Below are 17,872 nucleotides of genomic sequence, written 5' to 3'. Positions count from 1 at the left end.
TGATATAATCATTATATGGAAATTCTCTCAGTCTTCAATCATATTAATGTAAAGATTGTGTAAATTTTTCAAAAAGCCTATTATACTAGCCTTCGGGAGGCCAATATGAGTAATGCAACCATCAGTGATATTGCAAAAAAAGCTAACGTCAGTATTGGAACTGTCTCAAATGTTCTAAATAAAAAAGGCAACGTCAAAATTGAAACTATTCGCAAAGTTGAAGAAGCTGCGAAAATGCTCAGTTATGTACGTAATACCAATGCCTTATCGATTCGCCAAAAGGAGTCGACCATTATTGCATTGGTAATGCCACAGTTAAATGACCTGACTAGTGCGCTATATACTAACCTCTATCACGAATTAATTTTACGTAATTTAACTTTGCAACTATATGAAACAAATTCAAATATAGAAACAGAACGCGAATGTTACCGCCAGATCAATCAACAGAATTGTCGGGCCGTATTTGTTGTGAATCCAATTGATTCAGTTGAAAATCTTAAATCTTGGTTAGATGATTCGACTGATTTATTTGTTTTATCACCTTCGGCAGAAAGTTTAAAATTTGATTTATCAAAAATAACTAAAAAAATAGACAACGAAAAAGTTTTCGTCGTCAAAGATGATTTAGCATTTGGATTTTACAAGTATTTCAAAGATTACAAAGTTATCAAAAATAGAATGAATGTTATCTATCAGGAACTCAAGACCAATGATAATTTATCTATCTTAGTTTTTGACGATAAACTAGCCAGTCGTATTTCGACAATCCTAGAGAATATGCCTGATAAAAATATCAAGACTTTTTTGTTAACATCTAAAAATATCGTTTCATTCAAGCAAAACGAGAACAAATACGTCTTTCATTACTCTGCAAATAAGATTGCTCTGGACTTTCTGAGTTTGCTAGAAACTCCAACTGCTAAAACAGTAAATATTTATCAGACTAATTATCAGCTGTTCCAAAATAATTCAAATAATTCATCAATTGATTTATTGATGCTCGAGACTCCATTCTCCAAAATTTTAACTGGATTGGTTGATGACTTTTATAGTAAATATCACATCAAGGTTAACATCCACACGAAGAGTTTCAGTGAAATGCGAACAATTCTTTCTGCCGGAGAATTAACTGATTATGATTTAATTAGACTCGATATTAGTGATTTTAATTGGTACGGTCAGAAAATATTCCAATCACTAGCTGACCTACCTAATTTGAATCCGATAATTTCCAAACTAGATAATTGGCATAAATATATTTATTTAGATAAAGTACCTTATTCAATTCCACTTGATCCTAGTTTTCAAATGATGCTTTACCAAAAGGATATCTTCAGTAATTCCATTCTACAAAAACAGTTTATTGAGAAATATGACAAAGAATTGCTTCCACCAACCACCTATTCTGAATTAGCTGATTTTTCTGAATTTTTGAGTAATTTGAATATCCCAGAAAAAGATAATTACTATCCAATATCATTGATCGACAGTGCTGGTACATTAATTGCTTCAGAATTTTTACCATACTACTATTCAATTGGTGGCAAGGTAGAATACCGTGATGGACTATTCCACTTTAAAGCTGAAGAATTCATTCAAACATATAGCTTGTATCAAAAAATTAGGTTGCAGAGTAAAATCGAGAATAAGTCATGGTGGGATTCAGAAACGACTGACTTTGACAACAAGGAAACCGCACTAGTTATCGGATTTACCAACCATTTGAATAATATTGATCAAACCAAATATGGCATTGCGCCCATCCCTGGCAATAAACCGGCACTGGGTGGTGGCGTAATTGGTATCGGTAAATCCTCAAGAAAAGTCACCGAATCAACTTTATTCTTACAATGGTTATATCAATATCAAATCCAGCACGAAATTGCACTAATGGGTGGCGATGTGCCCGCAACTGACTTGTTCTTTGAACGGGAAATCTATGAGCAATTTCCATTCTTATCCTATTCGACCGAACTCTATTCAACTGGTGTTAGGAAAACTAAAGTTGGTCAGAATCAGCCTATTAACACACTGTTATTTGAAAACATCATTGGCACAGAAATTTATAATGGTATTCAAAATACACTTGATGCGACTGATGTTTTGATAAACATCAACAATACGCTGATAAAGAATATTACAAAAATAATTGATAATAATTAATAGCTTCATTAACTAGACTCTTTCAATAGTAATTGAAGGAGTTTTTTTTTGATGGCTACTCTAGCCCTTGAGTAACCGCTTGCATTGGAATATTATTAAATAGTATGACTACGTGTCGTGCTAGTTGATACTCTGTTATCAAATGTTCACACTCAATTAATAACAATTAATTAGTCGGAAGAGCTGGGAAATATTTGTATGCCGTGGTTCGAGACCGCACTGTGGCTCGGGCCGGTCCGCACAGCTAGTGAATATTTCCCAGCTCTGTAGACGGAATATTTAACTAGTACCGCATTATAGTATGAATAATTAGGAGGTTTAGGATATGTATTCTGCTTCAGAAGATCGTTATAAAAATAATTCTGTTCGTCACGCTGGTCAAACTGGATTAATGTTACCACCTATTTCTTTGGGATTATGGCGTCATTTTGGTAGTGCTGACCCATTGAGTGACAGACGTGATGTGATTTTACATGCTTTTGATAAGGGTGTTTTCCACTTTGACGTTGCTAACCATTATGGTGATGGACAAGTTGGCTTTGGTAGTTCTGAGCAATTGCTAGGACAAATTTTGAAAAATGATTTGAAACCTTATCGTGATGAATTAGTCATTTCAACTAAAGTTGGCTACGAAATCCACGATGGCCCTTACGGAATTGGAACTTCTCGTAAATCCTTAATCCAAGGTATCAACGATTCATTGCAACGTTTAAACTTAGACTATGTTGACATTTATTATGCACACCGTTATGATGACAAAACTCCAATTGAAGAAACCGTTCGTGCTTTGGATGACATTGTTCGTTCTGGTAAAGCTTTATACGTGGGTGTTTCTAACTATGAAGTACCCGAATTAAAGAAAGCTATTGCCCTCTTCAAACAACTTGGTACACCATTTGTCTTAGATCAAATGAGTATGAACTTGTTGAATGACCACGTTGAAACTAGTGGTATTGCCCAAGTTCTCAAAGATAATGGTGCTGGTGCAATTGCTTATGGCCCACTCTGTGAAGGTTTGTTGTCAGACCGTTATCTTGATGGTATTTCTAGCGATTTCAAGATTCACCATACCAACGCTAGTCTATTGGACAATGGCCCTGAAGCCTTGGTTGCTAAATTGAACAATTTAAACGACATTGCTAAGAATCGTGACCAAACACTCAGTCAAATGTCACTTGCTTGGTTATTACGCGACCCAGTTGTTGCCAGTGTTATTATCGGAACAACTAGCAACAAACATTTGGATGAAAATCTACAAGCTTTGGATAATTTAGACTTTTCAAACGACGAAGTTGACCAAATCAATAAATTAATCAAATAAAAAATGATTCCTAAACTGAATTTCAGTCTAAGGATTCATTTTTTTGTATCAACTTTTATAGAACAAATTTATTAATGACTTCAGCCAAAGCATCATGGTTATTATCAGCTTCGGTAACATATTTGGCCGCATCTTTGACGGTATCAATTCCGTTAGAAACGCTGACTGGCAAACCAACTACCTCTAACATTGGCAAATCATTACTATTATCACCAGCTGCAATAATTTCTTCTGGTTTAATATCAAGCAATTTACCTAGTTGAACTGAGGCGCTACCCTTGTCAATTCCCGCCGGATTAAATTCTACGTAGCGACCGGATGAAAAAGTAACTGCCAATTGACTTGGGTCAACTTTACTTTGAACAGCATCGCGCATCGCTTTACGTTCATCAACTGTTGGCAAAGCCATGATAACTTTCATAATGTTCATATCCTTGAACTGATCAAAATCAGGCGTATCCATTACTTCAAACGATACACCACGTGTCTTCAAATAATTGGAATCATCAGGCGTTGGATTATAAATATACAACACATCTTGAGTATAGAAATGTGTCGCTGCTGCATGATTAGCAGCTCCTACTTCAAAAACACCTTTAGCAATATCAAATGACATTGCGTTAACAATCAGTGGTTTATTATTTTTATTTTCCAAAACTAAGCCACCATTATAAGAAATTGAATACTGATTAGGTTGATCACGTAAGTGCATTTTCTCTAAATCATTTTGAAATGATGTATAACTGCGACCTGAGTTTACAACAAAGTGAACTCCCTTGGCTGTAGCAGCTTGAATGGCTTCAGCATTTTTATCTGACAGACTTCCATCATCATTCATTAACGTTTCATCAAGATCGCAAACAATCATTTTATACATAATAAAAACCTCTCACCTTTAAAGATTACTTATTAACCTTAACGAAGTATTGATGTAAACGCAACCACTTGGGTGTTTCTGTTTGATATTAATAATAATCAAAAAAATTTTGAAATTTTGTTCATAAATGTACTTTGAAACTAAATTTTTATTTTTTATTTTTTTCAAAATCTGTTGAAGATAAATGATTTAATTCATTTCGGCCTTTAAGATCACTTGCAAATTTGAATGATCTATCAAATTCTATGTATTTCCCAATTTTTGAACTTCTATCCTTATTAATAGCTGTTTTTAGATTGGGCGAGTTTTCCACTGTTCCAATTCTATATTCTTGTTGTGATGAATACTTAGAATCTTTATAACCCATCATTACCTCTGAATATTTCGTTCCCTTTTTAGGTTTTGTATACTTTACTTCCCTGGTAAAAAAACTATCTCCATTCTCATTATATAATATGCTTTGCTTAGCACGCTTAATAAATTCAGTCATATTTTCTACCGGAATTATTATAAAAGGCCTATTTGAATTATTACTAATTTCAGAATTTATGATTGGTTTTACGAATTCTCTCTTTAGTTTTCCGTCCAAAGAAAAATTAGACATTTTCACTATTGTAAACGATGAAATATACGCATTCATAGCACTATTATTACCTATTTTTCCTTCATTACTGTCTGAAATCAATCCATTTTTTCCAATATCCTTAAAGCTATTAAATTGTTCAATTCTCGTGACCCATAACTTATTCATATCAAAAAAATCTTTTTTATGTAATTCATCAATAAATTTTATAAATCCTATTGCCTTGTCTTTATTCATCAATTATTATCCTCAACTTATTATTTTAGAATCATCATTCTCTGGAAATCACTTGACAAGAATAAATTCTTTTTTTCCAAAAACAATTGCCTCTTCACTGGAACGTTTAATAAATTCCCCTGTTAAATTTTCATAATCTATTCCATACATATCTCTAATTGCATTTTCTTGTAATGAAGATGCAATTAATGTCACGATACCACTTATTCTATTAAATTTCGATTTGATAGAAAACTTAGATAACTTTTCATCAACAATAAGATCATCACTGCATTCAACTCCATTATCTACTCGATAAGTTATAAACAATTTAGTGCCCTTCAATAAATTAGTATCAATGATTAAACCTCTATCATATAACTTAACTTCTAGTGATACTTCTGTTGCATCTGGATTAACTTGAAGATGCTTAAATCTTGAAGTCGAATTTTGAATGAAAACCTCATAAGGAATAAATCCATGTCCGAATTCATCATCTAATTTTAGTTGAGCATATTCTTTGCCATGCCAGCCACATTCCGCTTCCAATCTTGACGTAAACCAGTGTTGAATTAAAATATTATTTCCTGCTGATGCACCTTTTCTTCTATACCAAATCCATATTGACTCGGCTCCCGAATTAATAGCACGTTTATAACCCCAAGCATCAATTTCATCCAAGGTATTCAATCTATCGAATTCAACAGTTTCTGAATATTGCTTATAAAGACCCTTATTAATGAATTCTGGCTTTATTTCTTGATAACTATTATCATTCGATTCAGAATACCTTACTGAGTGTCCCGCCTCACCATAGAGTCGTTCCCTTGTGTAACCTTTGGATCTTAATTCTTTACGAATGCTTTTCTGAAATTCAAAGGGAATCACTATTTCTTCGTATGAACCTTCGTTTTCAAAGGGAATGATATCCATAATTTTATTATTCTCAACAAAATTTCCAGGAATGGCAAATGTTCCCTTTTGTTCATTCATTCTTCTATTTTCTGTATCAGAAAGGGAACCAGGTCTTAAAAAAACACCATTGCTTAATAATGATTTTGCTTTCTCAACGGATACATTAGTATTAAATACACTGTTAAACTGCGTAGTTATATATTTAATATTTCTATTATTTTGGGTAGCAATAAATGACAGAAATTTGACCTTAAGTTCATCAATTCCGCTGCTCGGTCTGATAAATAGATATATACTTGAATCCTCTCTTTTTTCATTTTGCGTTGCGAAAAATAATGCCACGAGCGGATCAGTTGTAAAATCTAATAATCGAGTCGGTTTTCCGTCATGTTGCATTTTAGCTAAGTTTTGAAGAATATTTTTCCCCTCAATTTTATTTTCATTGAAAATATCTGATTCGTTAATAAAATTTTTTTTATTTCTGGCAATCGATGGTTTCATATCTGAAAAGCTTGAAAGCTGACCTCTAAAAAATAATTTACCTTTTCTGGAGTAAACATTAAATTTTTCCAAATAACTTAAATATTCAGATACTGAATTCATTTGATTTTCCTTCAAGATAATCTTCTCCTATATTCAAATTAATTTAACAATTAAATCAATTGAATAAATTATACTAGTCTTATTAAACATGGCAAATCGATATTGTCCTGACTTTATTTTAAAAATACTCATCTGATATTTAAAGCCACTACATCTCGACACCCCAGAATCCGTTATCAGTCAACCTGATTTGATCAAGCTGTTGTGATTACTTATCGAAAATTTTCATATAAAATGATGGATTTTTGTAATCCGGGTATCAATGTTATCTACAATGAAAGATTAGAAGAAAAGCGCCATTGGTAAGATAAAGAAAATTAAACATAATGACTACGAGTTCAGAAATATTGACCATATGTCTAGAAGAATAAGACTGATTTGTGCATAAAAAAAAGCACCTCAATTAGGAAGTGCTTTAGGCTCAAAATCATTCATCAATACGATTTGACAAAAAACCATTATTTTTCATCTGATATTTACATAGGTAACATGCTACCATATATCGAAATATTATTTATCCATTGGTTGTTCCCAGCCACCACGAGTATCTACATTCGCCGCATCTGCTAACTTTTCCAAAGTCTTAATATCTTCGTTACTCAATTTAATCTTATTAACTTGGACTTCATCATCAATGTATTTTGGCTTAGTAACTCCCAAAATTGGTGTTGTTCCCTTGGCAATTGCCCATGCTGTAGCAATATCAGCCGTTGAAACATTTTGTGCTTCACCCATAGCCTTCATCTTATCTGTTAAAGATTCTAGTTGTGGCAATAGTTGATTATAAATAGCAGCACGATCACTACCAGCAGGTAATGGATTGTCTTGATTATATCTTCCAGTTAAAGCTCCTTGTTCTAAGACCATATATGCAAAGAATTTAATATTATGTTCTTTACAATAATCCAAAACTCCAGCCTCTTCTGAACTACGGTAAAGCAAGCTAAAGTGATTTTGAACAGCCTCTACTCGATAACCAGCTTTATTTAAAATACTGTCTGCTAATTTTATTTGATCAATATTATGATTTGAAACACCAACATGTTTAATCTTGCCGTTTTCAAGCAATGGGATAATATATGGTGTCCACTTTTCTACATCAGCCGGATTATGAATCCAATAAATATCTATATAATCTGTTTTTAGACGTTTCAAACTAGCGTTCAACATTGTTTCCACTGGATTATCACTATTATCAGCAATTTGTGGTGTAAATTTAGTTGATAATTGATATTCACTCCGGTCATATTTCTCTAACATTGTACCTAGAACTGTCTCTGAATGTCCCATACCATAAACGGCAGCTGTATCCCAAAGTGTAAAGCCATTCTTAATGGCGTTATCAGTAACTGCTTGAAGATTTTCTTGAGTTAATTGACTACCAAAATAGCCTTCTCCTTTAGTACCACTATCGCCCCAAGCCCAAGTACCGATTGCAATTGATGGTGTTTGAATCATTTTATCTGACATTTAAATTCCTCCATTTTATGTTCGTCCGTTATTTATATAAATCGATTAATTAATTATCTAATCATAGTGTAACTGACTGACAATTTCTAATACTTATTATGCATTAAACATTATGCATATTAGGTATTGTTTATCCACCTAAATAACTTAAAACTTGTTGTGTAGGAAATAAATATTATTCAAATTGAATTCTTAAATCACCTAATCCTGTACTACTCCATTGATATCCTTCTATACGAGCAATCCTTGTCAATTCAGAAATCTCTCGACCAATTTCTGGCCCAAAGCTTTCATCAATATGCGTCATAACATACAAACTAAAGCCATTAACAGTCTTAGTTGCGACAATCTGTGGTGGAACATTTTTATTTAAAGCGGCACCAGCTTTTAACAAAACATTCAATATTTGCTGATCCCGTTTTTCGTTGTGCAATTGATTATACATTGCATCAATTATTTGAAATGTTTCTGTTTCCAGATTTTCTGCCATAATAATCTCCTTTCAAACTCATAATGATTATAAATAATTGAGGGATTTATAGATAGAAAACATCCTCAAGGACATTTTTTAAATCCTCAATTAAATTATTGTTGACATATCTACTAGCATAAAATACAATATGTTTAAACCTTTAAACATATTGGAGGCAAATATGGCTGAAGAAACAATGGCAATATTCAAACGTGGCATGCCGATTTTCTCAATTTTTCAAGATGAAAACCGTCAAAAAATTATCTTATTGCTATGCAAGAATAACGAATTAACCGTTAATCAAATCACGGATCAACTTGAACTTTCACGCCCTGCTGTTTCACACCACCTTAAATTAATGCTCGATGCGGGTGTTATCGCAGTTCAAAAAGTTGGTAAGGAACGACTATACAAAGTTTCATTAGCTGATACTGTACAATTGCTCAAAGATTTAACTAAATCATTAGAAGAAAGTATTTCATCCAAATAGGGTGAAATTATTTTTTACACTATAGGTTTAAGAGTTTAAACCTATCAACAGGAGAAAAAGTATGACAGATATTTTTACATCACTAGAATTACCCAACGGAACTACCATTAAAAATCGTTTTATGAAAGCTGCTACCAGTGAAACTATGGGCGATAAACATTACCGTCCAACATCAGAATTAATCAAGCTATACCATACTTGGGCTCAAGGTGGTACTGGACTGATAATCACCGGTAACGTCATGGTCGACAGTACTGCACGCGGGGAATTCGGTAATGTCGTTATTGAAGATACTAAAGACTTAGCTTTACTCAAACAATGGGCTCAAGCTGGCACTGAGAATGGTGCTAAAATTTTCATGCAGTTAAATCATCCCGGCAAACAATCGCCTAAAACTATCAGTAAACAACCAGTATCGCCTAGTGCTGTGCCAATGGCTGGTTCTAACAGTTATGCTTTCAACACTCCACGAGCTTTAACACGAATAGAAATTAAAACTATCATCCAAAAATTTGTCAATGCGGCGGTAGTTGCTAAGGAAGCTGGTTTCTCAGGTGTTGAAATTCATGCTGCCCACGGATACCTACTTAGTCAATTTCTTTCACCACATGATAATCGTCGTGTTGATGAATATGGCGGTAACTTAGAAAATCGGATGCGGGTTCTAGTAGAGATTTATCAAGGTATGCGCGAAAAATTAGGAACTGATTTCCCAATTGCGCTAAAGATTAATTCCTCTGACCTACGTAAAGGTGGCTTCTCTCAAGAAGATTCCATTAAGGTTATTCAAAAAATGGATCAACTCGGAATTGATTTAGTTGAAATATCAGGTGGAAATTACGAAAAGCCAACTGTTCAAGGTATTGGTAAAGGTGCTTTCTTCATTGATTACGCCGCTAAAGTTAAACAAACTATCACCGCACCAATCGCAGTTACTGGTGGATTCAGTTCTGCAAATGGTATGTCAAAGGCAATCGAAAATGATGAAGCTGACTTAATTGGTTTGGCACGTCCAATTGTTTTAATACCTGATCTACCAAATCAATTTGAAACTGGCAATTTTACTAAAATCAACCTGCATCATCTCACAACGAAGATTAAGAGTTTGGATAAAAAAGTCGGTCCATTAGTTGGTTTGAGTTATTATCAACAACAAATGTTTCGAACAGCAAAAGGTTTGCCTATCCAGATAACTGACAGTGCTTGGAGTTCACTTGGCTTTGCATTCAAACGCCAAGGATTATCCGCTCTAATACCTCAACGAGGATAAAGAAAAAAGTATTTGAACTTTTCAATAAAGTTCAAATACTTTTTTAGATCAAACGACTCAAAACATTGAGTACGCCCTCATCATTATTTGATTCAGTATAATGGTTAACTGCACCCTTAATTTTATCTGTCGCATTAGCAACCGCATAACCGTAAGGTGTCAATTCCAACATACTCAAATCATTTTCATTATCGCCAAAAGTCATAATTTCATCGTCAGCAATATTGAATTTATCCTGTAATTCACGTAAACCAGCAGCCTTATTAACTGAGTTTTCACTTATTAATTCCGTATTATAACCAGAAGTTTGACTGGATAAACCATTTGGCAATGATTGACGTAAACCAGTCAGTGCCTTTTTGAAATCAACGTGTTCTGCAAAAGTTACACCAATACTAGTAACTTGATCCTGCAATTTCTCAGGTGTCACAGTTGGCAAGTCATCAACTCGTTGTAAATGATTGTAGTAATGATAAGTTAAATCATAAGCCGCTTGCGAAATAGTTTTGTCAACATAAGCTGACTTCACTCCAACAACTAAGTGTTCAGCAATATCAGTTGAATCAAACTGATGATTAATAATATTTAAAGTTGCCGTTACGGCCTCTTCAGGCATTGCTTGAATCAATAATGGCTGACCATTACTGTAAACTGCCGCACCATTTTGAGAAACAAAATCCATTTCAGTCTTGAATTCGTCAAATTGGTCCAACAAACGTTGATATTGTGAACCACTGGCAGCTACGACTCGTGTACCTTTAGCACGTAATTCTTTTAAAATTTCACCAAAACGTTGGTGATTGTATGTATTTTGATCATTTAGGAAAGTTCCATCCATGTCAAAAGCAACTAATTTAATGGTCATAAATTTATCTCCTTAAAAGCATTATTTTATAATATCACAAAGTGGACCATTTTCCGAAAAAAGTCAGTGCGACGCTTTACTTTAATCGTCTTAATAACTACTATATCAGCGTGAATTAAGTGTTACTTTAATACTTATTTTTATATTAGAACTATAATTGCATTAATGAATAGTATGAAAATTTTCTAAATTGTAATCCAATTTCATTATTTATGAGGGTTTTTCAAAAAAAGATGGTGAAAAAAATGAAGGACATTCATGCACAAGATTCTAAAGAAAATTACGCTACAGAACCAATTGAACAATTACTTGACCACTTGAAGACTACCACGGCAGGCCTGAGTCAAACCGAAGCCACTAAACGTCAAGCTCAATATGGACCAAATATGATTCATCACAGTAAACAGAAATCACAGATTAAAGCTTTTCTGAAAAATTTTATTAGTCTAATGGCGATTCTTTTATGGATCAGTGGTTTGATTGCTATTTTTACCGGCTCAGTTGAGTTAGGTATCGCAATTTGGTTAGTTAACATCATCAACGGTATCTTCAGCTTTTGGCAAGAACATAAGGCGGCCAAAGCAACTGACTCCTTGATGGCAATGTTACCAACCTACACGCAAGTATTTCGTGATGGTGAGGAACAAAAATTAAACGCCACTGATTTGGTTCCTGGTGACGTCTTCAATTTACAAGCTGGTAACTCAGTTCCCGCTGATGCTAGACTGCTTGAAGCAACCTCGATTCAAATCGATCAATCAGCCTTAACGGGTGAAACTGTTCCAGAATCTAAGAATGTTAAATTTTTACCCGGTGAAGGTAAATTTTCTGAATCCAATCTAGTTTATGCCGGAACCACAGTCGGGGCTGGAACTGCTAAAGCTGTTGCTATTACGACCGGTATGCAGACTGAATTTGGGAAAATTGCTTCATTAACTCAAAAGCAAAATAAAGAAACTAGTCCTCTACAATTGGAATTAAATCGACTAACCAAGCAGATTTCACTGATTGCCATGGGTATTGGTGTGGCCTTTTTCGTGGCCGCAATTCTCGTTGTACATCACCCTGTTGCCCAATCATTTATTTTTGCATTAGGTATGATTGTAGCCTTTATTCCCGAGGGACTCTTACCAACCGTCACATTATCATTGGCTCAAGGTGTTCAACGGATGGCTAAGAAACACGCTTTGGTAAAGGATTTAAACAGTGTTGAAACTTTAGGTGAAACGACCGTTATTTGTTCCGATAAAACTGGTACTTTGACACAAAACCAAATGACTGTTAACAATATCTGGTTGTCTTCCGGCGTATATACCATCTCTGGTCAAGGTTATGTCAACAACGGTACCATTCAAAGAAAACAACAAAAAGTTGATTATCAAACTGATCCAGATTTGAAACAGTTATTGACCATTGCTGCATTCAATAACGATACAACGGTCGAATATGCTAAAGATACTCAGAAACCAAAGATTTTAGGTACACCAACCGAAGCCGCATTAGTTATTTTGACTCAAAAAGCTGGCTTCAAAACAGCAGAATACTTGAAGGATAACCCACGTCTTAAGGAATTACCTTTCGACTCTGACCGTAAACGAATGACTACGATTCACCAACAAGGCAAGCAATTATTAGTTGCTGTCAAAGGGTCATTGAGTGATCTTTTGAAACAGTGTTCGACCATTCAAGATCACGGAAATATTCGTCCTCTAACAAGCGCTGATCAAACTGCTATCAATCAAGCTAACAAATCTTACGCTACCAAAGGATTACGTTCATTGGCCTTCGCTTATCAGACCATCCCTTATAGTGGTAAAGATCAGATTGATTCGTTGACCATTGACAGCGTTGAAAAGAATTTAACGTTCGTTGGTTTAACAGTCATGGCTGATCCCCCTCGTCCTGAAATTTACGATGCTGTTAAGAAATGCCACAATGCTAAAATCAAAATCATTATGGTTACTGGTGACAGTGAAATTACCGCTAAATCAATCGCCGTTAAAATTGGTATCACGAGTGACAAAGCACGTGTTGTCACCGGTTCTGAATTGGACCAAATGAGTACAGATGAATTAAAGCAAGCTCTCAAGGGTGAAATTATCTTTGCTAGAGTTGCTCCTGAACAAAAATATAAGATTGTTTCAACGCTACAAACAATGGGTCAAATCGTTGCTTCAACTGGTGATGGTGTTAATGATGCCCCAGCCTTGAAGAAAGCAAATATCGGTGTCGCTATGGGTGTCACTGGTACAGATGTTGCTAAGGATGCTGCCGATATGATTTTAACCGATGACAACTTTGCTTCTATCGTGGCCGCCATTGAAGAAGGTCGAACAGTTTACAGTAATATTCAAAAGTTTCTGCTGTATATCTTCAATTCCAACGTACCAGAGGCTATCCCTTCAGTTCTATTTCTATTAAGCCGTGGTTTAATTCCATTGCCACTAACAGTTCTACAAATTTTAGTTGTTGATCTTGGTACCGATATGTTACCCGCCTTAGGATTAGGTGCTGAACAGCCTGAACCTGGTATCATGAATCAAGCTCCACGTTCTCGTAAATCTCACCTACTTGATAAACATTTAATTCTGACAGCATTTGCTTGGTATGGTGCGATTGCCTCACTTGTTTCAACTTTGGCATATTTCTTCGTCAATTTCGAAAATGGTTGGCCTGCCCAACACTTGTTATCATCAGGTATTGGTTATAACCGTGCTACAACAATGACCTTAGCAGCGATTATCTTCTGTCAAATTGCCGCCGCACTTAATTGTCGTAGTAAATATACTTCAGTTCTCAAACTGGGATTATTCAGTAACCACAGAATCTGGGCAGGTATTGTCTTTGAAGTACTTTTATTGGCAATTCTCGTTTACACACCTGGTATTCAGGGAGTATTCAATACTGCCCCACTACAAGTTAGAGATTGGATTTTCTTATTCATTGTTCCAATCCCAATCTTCCTAATTGAAGAATTGAGAAAATTAATTGTTAGATATAGACATCCACAAACTGCATAATTTATACCAAATAAATATGGTGTAAAAATTGAAAAAGCAGAATGGTATATGACCGTTGCTATATCACCATTAACCAATATTTATTTAACTAATCGGATGCTATCATTTGATTATTACTCATAGAAAATAAATTAGTTGGAAGAACTGAGAGTATTCATCTGCCGCGAAAGTGGCGTTATTGCTTTAGCGATTACACCACCGGGCGTGTTGGAGACTTACTGGTCTGTGGTAAGGCTTCAACCGAGGTTCGAGACCGCTCTTTGGCTCGAACCGTACCGCGCAGCAGAATGAATACTCTCAGTTCTGGAAACGGAATATTTCAATAAACTTTAACTTTTGAATATAGAGCCAAAAAGACTGAATTTACTTTTCAACTAGTAAATTCAGTCTTTTTTTAATCAAATTGATTCCAAAATTTAACTCGATAATGTCTCAACAATAACCATGATGCAATTAAAATTACCGCTAAAACTACGACATTAATCATTGCCGCCCACGGTGTATTAATTAGCAACATACTATAAGCTACAAGAATAATTACACTAATGAATACTGATGCAAACATAGTGGCTACCATCCCTAAATTACCGCCACCACGATTGAACAGTTCTGTTATATTTGTCCAGTTAGTCAATCTTAAACGATAATCACGGCTGAAGTAATGCAAGCTCATCAAATAAGTACCCCATGCGGATCCACAAATTAGTGCCCATGCCATTATCAGACCAGTCTTCAAAAAAACTGACATAATAATGACTATCACAACATTGAGAATAACTTGCATTAGATAGCCAAATAAAAACTTTCGACGTAAATATTGTTTCAATGAAAATGGTAATGATTTAACAAATTCAAAATTAGCTCTATCTAAGGAAATTAGATTACCTACTAAAGCAGACTGATTGGTTGTAAAACTACTAAACGCAATCCCAGCCACGAAGAAAACACCCATCCATTTGAGCGGCAAATCACTTGGCAGTTTGGCAAACGAAAAAGAAATAACAAAAATTACTGGAATCATAACTGAATTCATTACGACTTGTAACAATAAATTAGGCTCTTTCCATAATTGCCAATTATATGAATCTAAATTGGCGTTTAATCCTTGACGTTTGACAGCTTTTCGTTGGACTGATCCTTTCAATGACGCTGAATTAACGGCGGTTAATTGCTCATTCAATTGAGGTACAATCAAATATTTCAAAATACCACCAAACACGGCTAAGAGAATCAATAACCCTAGCCATGAAATCCCACTATTTATGGAAACAGGTACATTAAAGATTTGGAATATTGGCATAAAAATACTGATTACAGAGCGGTCATAACTTGTTCCAGTTACATTATTACCACTGCTCATCAACATAATTCCGCCAATAGCAATTACCATCGTTATTCCCATCAGACCATTCATTACTAAACTCTGATGTTCACGGAAAACTTTAGTCTTCGTCAATGCAAAGACTATTAGCGCACAGAACATGAAGATAATCGTCATAATCAATAAATAAACGATCAATGACATTAACACCGCTATTGGTATCATTATCCCAGAGTGCCAGCCCGTTAAGAAGAATGCTATCAACAGTGGCAAAGTAAAAGGAATCACATTGAACGCCACAATCAAAACTTTGCTCAAAAAAATCTCACTTTGACGAAATGGCAACGGTAAATAACTATTGATATCCTTTCCGGAAAAGAAAACATTATACAAACCAGAAATGCTTTGAGATATTCCCAATAAAACAAATAGTCCAACGTAAAAGGTAAACATTCCTGGCTTCTTGCTAAAGTCAATTGAAAACATCGTAAAACCATAAATTGCCAAGAAAAGTATTGTATTGGTTAAGAATTGTAACTTCAGTTTATTTGTTAACTCAGCACCAGTTTTACCTTTCTTACGATAGCGGTCAGTCACTTGTGGATTAACCAAACGCAAATTGACCGCTAATAAAGCACCCAGTTGTCGTTTATTCATGAGTATCACCTTCGATATCGTCAACTAAGTGACCATCACCTTGACGGCCAGCCATCTGTAAGTATATTTCTTCAAGTGACTCATTCTCGTGTTGAGCTAATAAATCCTTAACTGAACCGTTATATATCAACTCACCAGTTTTCAAAATGGCTAACTCATCGCATAATTGCTGAGCTGTATCCAAATTGTGGGTCGAAAAGATAACTGTTTTTCCCTTTTTAGCGTGAGCTTGCATCAATTGTTTTAAATCATAGGCTGCCTGTGGATCTAATCCTTGCATCGGTTCGTCCAATATCCAAATATCAGGGTCAGACAATAATGCTCCAATTAAAACAGTCTTTTGACGCATACCATGTGAAAAACTAGCCATAGTTTCATCCACATGTAAGCCCATATTGAATAGATTTACTAACTTTTGACGGCGAGATTTAACTTCATCATCAGACAAATCATAGGCTGCTGCCAATAAATCCCAATATTCTGTAGCTGTTAACTGCAAAAAGATATCTGGAGTATCCGGAACATAAGCAATTTTTTGTTTAATCTCTTGACGATGTTCTGATAATTCTAGACCGTCAACTTTAATTGAGCCGCTAGTAGGTTGAATAATACTGACTAAATTTTTGATAGTAGTCGATTTACCGGCACCATTATGACCCAAGAATCCGAAAATTTCCCCAGGTTTAATTTGCAATGTTAAATGTTGTAAAGCTTTTTTATTACCATAGCTCTTTGACAGGTCGTTGATATCAATCATTTGTGCACCCCATTAACGTTATGTTAGTAATAAGCATAACAAATTTTTGTATTGAACTCAGGATATTAAAAGAATTCTAGATAAATTATTTGCTATTTCCAATTGACAAAATTTATTTTGCTAAATCATAACTTTCTTGCAAACGGTCAAAAATCTCTTGATTATCAACTGAACCATTTAACATAATTGTGTACCAACTTCGCTTGCTCATATGATAGCCAGGAAAATATTTTTTATTGTCAACAAGTTTTTCAATCATCTCCGGATCAGCTCGCATATCGATCACCGTAACGGTTTCATCAGAATCCAATCCCAACTTAGACTTAGGAATTACCGATAATAGGCCGAACCATTTATTTGTATCGCCGCGACGCCAAATTGCATTATGTATAGATCTTTTCCAAAGAAATTCCAATTGACTATCATAAGTATCATTTATGTAGTCGCTAACATCCTTGACTTGCGGTTCCTTAAAAACATCTTTCTCATAACAAGCAGCCTGTATCTTATCCAATACAGCCTGATATTCATTGGCAACTTTAGTAACAAATTTTCCAGTCGCACCAGGCTGTAAATGTAAAACATATTCTGCTTTAGTTTCGGAGTCAATTACTTGAGTTTCCAAGCCACCGTCTGTATTAACAGTTACTTTAAGCAAAAATTGGTTATCCACGATGGTCTCCTGATATTCATAAACCGTACCATTTTTAACAAAACCAAATTTTACTAACTTATCAAAATCAACTTTACTATCTTTAAATTGAATTGCTGCCATTATACTCTCCCCCTCAACCTATTTGAATCCTATTATAGCAGAGCAGATGAATCGTCTATTTTGAAATAAAATGTCAAGCAATTATTCCAATTAA

The 17,872-nt window shown here is 34.8% G+C and carries 14 protein-coding genes; 5 read left to right on the top strand and 9 right to left on the bottom strand.

Annotated elements, in window-relative coordinates; translation table 11 throughout:
• Positions 1–105: 105 nt before the first annotated feature.
• The gene (locus tag AAA923_RS01935; protein WP_338214285.1) at positions 106–2,166 is read left to right on the top strand and encodes an extracellular solute-binding protein; all 2,061 of its coding nucleotides are present in this window, start codon (positions 106–108) and stop codon (positions 2,164–2,166) included.
• Positions 2,167–2,491: 325 nt separating this feature from the next.
• Positions 2,492–3,487: an aldo/keto reductase gene (locus AAA923_RS01930; RefSeq protein WP_338214284.1), complete on the top strand. Its 996-nt coding sequence runs from the start codon at positions 2,492–2,494 to the stop codon at positions 3,485–3,487.
• Between the two features lie 55 nt (positions 3,488–3,542).
• Here AAA923_RS01930 and AAA923_RS01925 read toward each other — a convergent pair whose 3' ends face one another.
• The 5 genes from AAA923_RS01925 to AAA923_RS01905 all read right to left on the bottom strand — a co-directional run bounded on the left by AAA923_RS01925 (position 3,543) and on the right by AAA923_RS01905 (position 8,641).
• A complete protein-coding gene (locus tag AAA923_RS01925) occupies positions 3,543–4,364 on the bottom strand; it encodes a Cof-type HAD-IIB family hydrolase (RefSeq protein WP_338214283.1) in 822 nt (273 codons plus the stop codon).
• Between the two features lie 148 nt (positions 4,365–4,512).
• Positions 4,513–5,184, bottom strand: coding sequence for a hypothetical protein (locus tag AAA923_RS01920; RefSeq protein WP_338214282.1), 672 nt, complete (start codon positions 5,182–5,184; stop codon positions 4,513–4,515).
• 48 nt (positions 5,185–5,232) lie between these two features.
• Positions 5,233–6,696 carry an FRG domain-containing protein gene (locus tag AAA923_RS01915; RefSeq protein WP_338214281.1) on the bottom strand — a complete coding sequence of 488 codons (1,464 nt, stop codon included), beginning with the start codon at positions 6,694–6,696 and terminating at the stop codon, positions 5,233–5,235.
• 495 nt (positions 6,697–7,191) lie between these two features.
• Positions 7,192–8,151, bottom strand: coding sequence for an aldo/keto reductase (locus AAA923_RS01910; RefSeq protein WP_338214280.1), 960 nt, complete (start codon positions 8,149–8,151; stop codon positions 7,192–7,194).
• A gap of 175 nt (positions 8,152–8,326) precedes the next feature.
• Complete coding sequence (locus tag AAA923_RS01905; RefSeq protein WP_338214279.1) at positions 8,327–8,641, bottom strand: bacteriocin immunity protein; 315 nt, start codon at positions 8,639–8,641, stop codon at positions 8,327–8,329.
• A gap of 163 nt (positions 8,642–8,804) precedes the next feature.
• Between AAA923_RS01905 and AAA923_RS01900 the strand changes: the two genes are divergently transcribed.
• Positions 8,805–9,113, top strand: a complete 309-nt coding sequence (locus AAA923_RS01900; RefSeq protein WP_338214278.1) for an ArsR/SmtB family transcription factor — start codon at positions 8,805–8,807, stop codon at positions 9,111–9,113.
• Between the two features lie 61 nt (positions 9,114–9,174).
• Positions 9,175–10,383: an NADH:flavin oxidoreductase/NADH oxidase family protein gene (locus AAA923_RS01895; protein WP_338214277.1), complete on the top strand. Its 1,209-nt coding sequence runs from the start codon at positions 9,175–9,177 to the stop codon at positions 10,381–10,383.
• 43 nt (positions 10,384–10,426) lie between these two features.
• Here AAA923_RS01895 and AAA923_RS01890 read toward each other — a convergent pair whose 3' ends face one another.
• Positions 10,427–11,248 carry a Cof-type HAD-IIB family hydrolase gene (locus AAA923_RS01890; RefSeq protein ID WP_338214276.1) on the bottom strand — a complete coding sequence of 274 codons (822 nt, stop codon included), beginning with the start codon at positions 11,246–11,248 and terminating at the stop codon, positions 10,427–10,429.
• Between the two features lie 245 nt (positions 11,249–11,493).
• Between AAA923_RS01890 and AAA923_RS01885 the strand changes: the two genes are divergently transcribed.
• Positions 11,494–14,268, top strand: coding sequence for a cation-translocating P-type ATPase (locus AAA923_RS01885; RefSeq protein WP_338214275.1), 2,775 nt, complete (start codon positions 11,494–11,496; stop codon positions 14,266–14,268).
• 394 nt (positions 14,269–14,662) lie between these two features.
• On the opposite strand, the gene AAA923_RS01880 is transcribed toward AAA923_RS01885, so the two are convergent.
• From AAA923_RS01880 to AAA923_RS01870, 3 genes are all read right to left on the bottom strand, one after another.
• On the bottom strand, positions 14,663–16,246 hold the full coding sequence (locus AAA923_RS01880; protein ID WP_338214274.1) for an ABC transporter permease: 1,584 nt from the start codon (positions 16,244–16,246) through the stop codon (positions 14,663–14,665).
• Positions 16,239–17,003: an ABC transporter ATP-binding protein gene (locus AAA923_RS01875; protein WP_338214273.1), complete on the bottom strand. Its 765-nt coding sequence runs from the start codon at positions 17,001–17,003 to the stop codon at positions 16,239–16,241. The genes AAA923_RS01880 and AAA923_RS01875 overlap by 8 nt, the downstream gene beginning before the upstream one ends.
• A 112-nt stretch (positions 17,004–17,115) precedes the next feature.
• Positions 17,116–17,778 carry an MmcQ/YjbR family DNA-binding protein gene (locus tag AAA923_RS01870; protein ID WP_338214272.1) on the bottom strand — a complete coding sequence of 221 codons (663 nt, stop codon included), beginning with the start codon at positions 17,776–17,778 and terminating at the stop codon, positions 17,116–17,118.
• Between the last annotated feature and the right edge of the window lie 94 nt (positions 17,779–17,872).

Source organism: Companilactobacillus muriivasis (genome assembly GCF_036246245.1).
Lineage (GTDB): Bacteria > Bacillota > Bacilli > Lactobacillales > Lactobacillaceae > Companilactobacillus > Companilactobacillus muriivasis.
This window is presented reverse-complemented; position numbering and strand designations above follow the sequence as displayed.

What these genes read in the sequence shown, in the direction of transcription:
- AAA923_RS01895 (WP_338214277.1), top strand. Translation starts at nt 9,175, where the DNA reads ATGACAGATATTTTTACATCACTAGAATTACCCAACGGAACTACCATT.
- AAA923_RS01900 (WP_338214278.1), top strand. Translation starts at nt 8,805, where the DNA reads ATGGCTGAAGAAACAATGGCAATATTCAAACGTGGCATGCCGATTTTC.
- AAA923_RS01890 (WP_338214276.1), bottom strand. Translation starts at nt 11,248, where the DNA reads ATGACCATTAAATTAGTTGCTTTTGACATGGATGGAACTTTCCTAAAT.
- AAA923_RS01910 (WP_338214280.1), bottom strand. Translation starts at nt 8,151, where the DNA reads ATGTCAGATAAAATGATTCAAACACCATCAATTGCAATCGGTACTTGG.
- AAA923_RS01875 (WP_338214273.1), bottom strand. Translation starts at nt 17,003, where the DNA reads ATGATTGATATCAACGACCTGTCAAAGAGCTATGGTAATAAAAAAGCT.
- AAA923_RS01935 (WP_338214285.1), top strand. Translation starts at nt 106, where the DNA reads ATGAGTAATGCAACCATCAGTGATATTGCAAAAAAAGCTAACGTCAGT.
- AAA923_RS01905 (WP_338214279.1), bottom strand. Translation starts at nt 8,641, where the DNA reads ATGGCAGAAAATCTGGAAACAGAAACATTTCAAATAATTGATGCAATG.
- AAA923_RS01920 (WP_338214282.1), bottom strand. Translation starts at nt 5,184, where the DNA reads ATGAATAAAGACAAGGCAATAGGATTTATAAAATTTATTGATGAATTA.
- AAA923_RS01930 (WP_338214284.1), top strand. Translation starts at nt 2,492, where the DNA reads ATGTATTCTGCTTCAGAAGATCGTTATAAAAATAATTCTGTTCGTCAC.
- AAA923_RS01885 (WP_338214275.1), top strand. Translation starts at nt 11,494, where the DNA reads ATGAAGGACATTCATGCACAAGATTCTAAAGAAAATTACGCTACAGAA.
- AAA923_RS01880 (WP_338214274.1), bottom strand. Translation starts at nt 16,246, where the DNA reads ATGAATAAACGACAACTGGGTGCTTTATTAGCGGTCAATTTGCGTTTG.
- AAA923_RS01925 (WP_338214283.1), bottom strand. Translation starts at nt 4,364, where the DNA reads ATGTATAAAATGATTGTTTGCGATCTTGATGAAACGTTAATGAATGAT.
- AAA923_RS01870 (WP_338214272.1), bottom strand. Translation starts at nt 17,778, where the DNA reads ATGGCAGCAATTCAATTTAAAGATAGTAAAGTTGATTTTGATAAGTTA.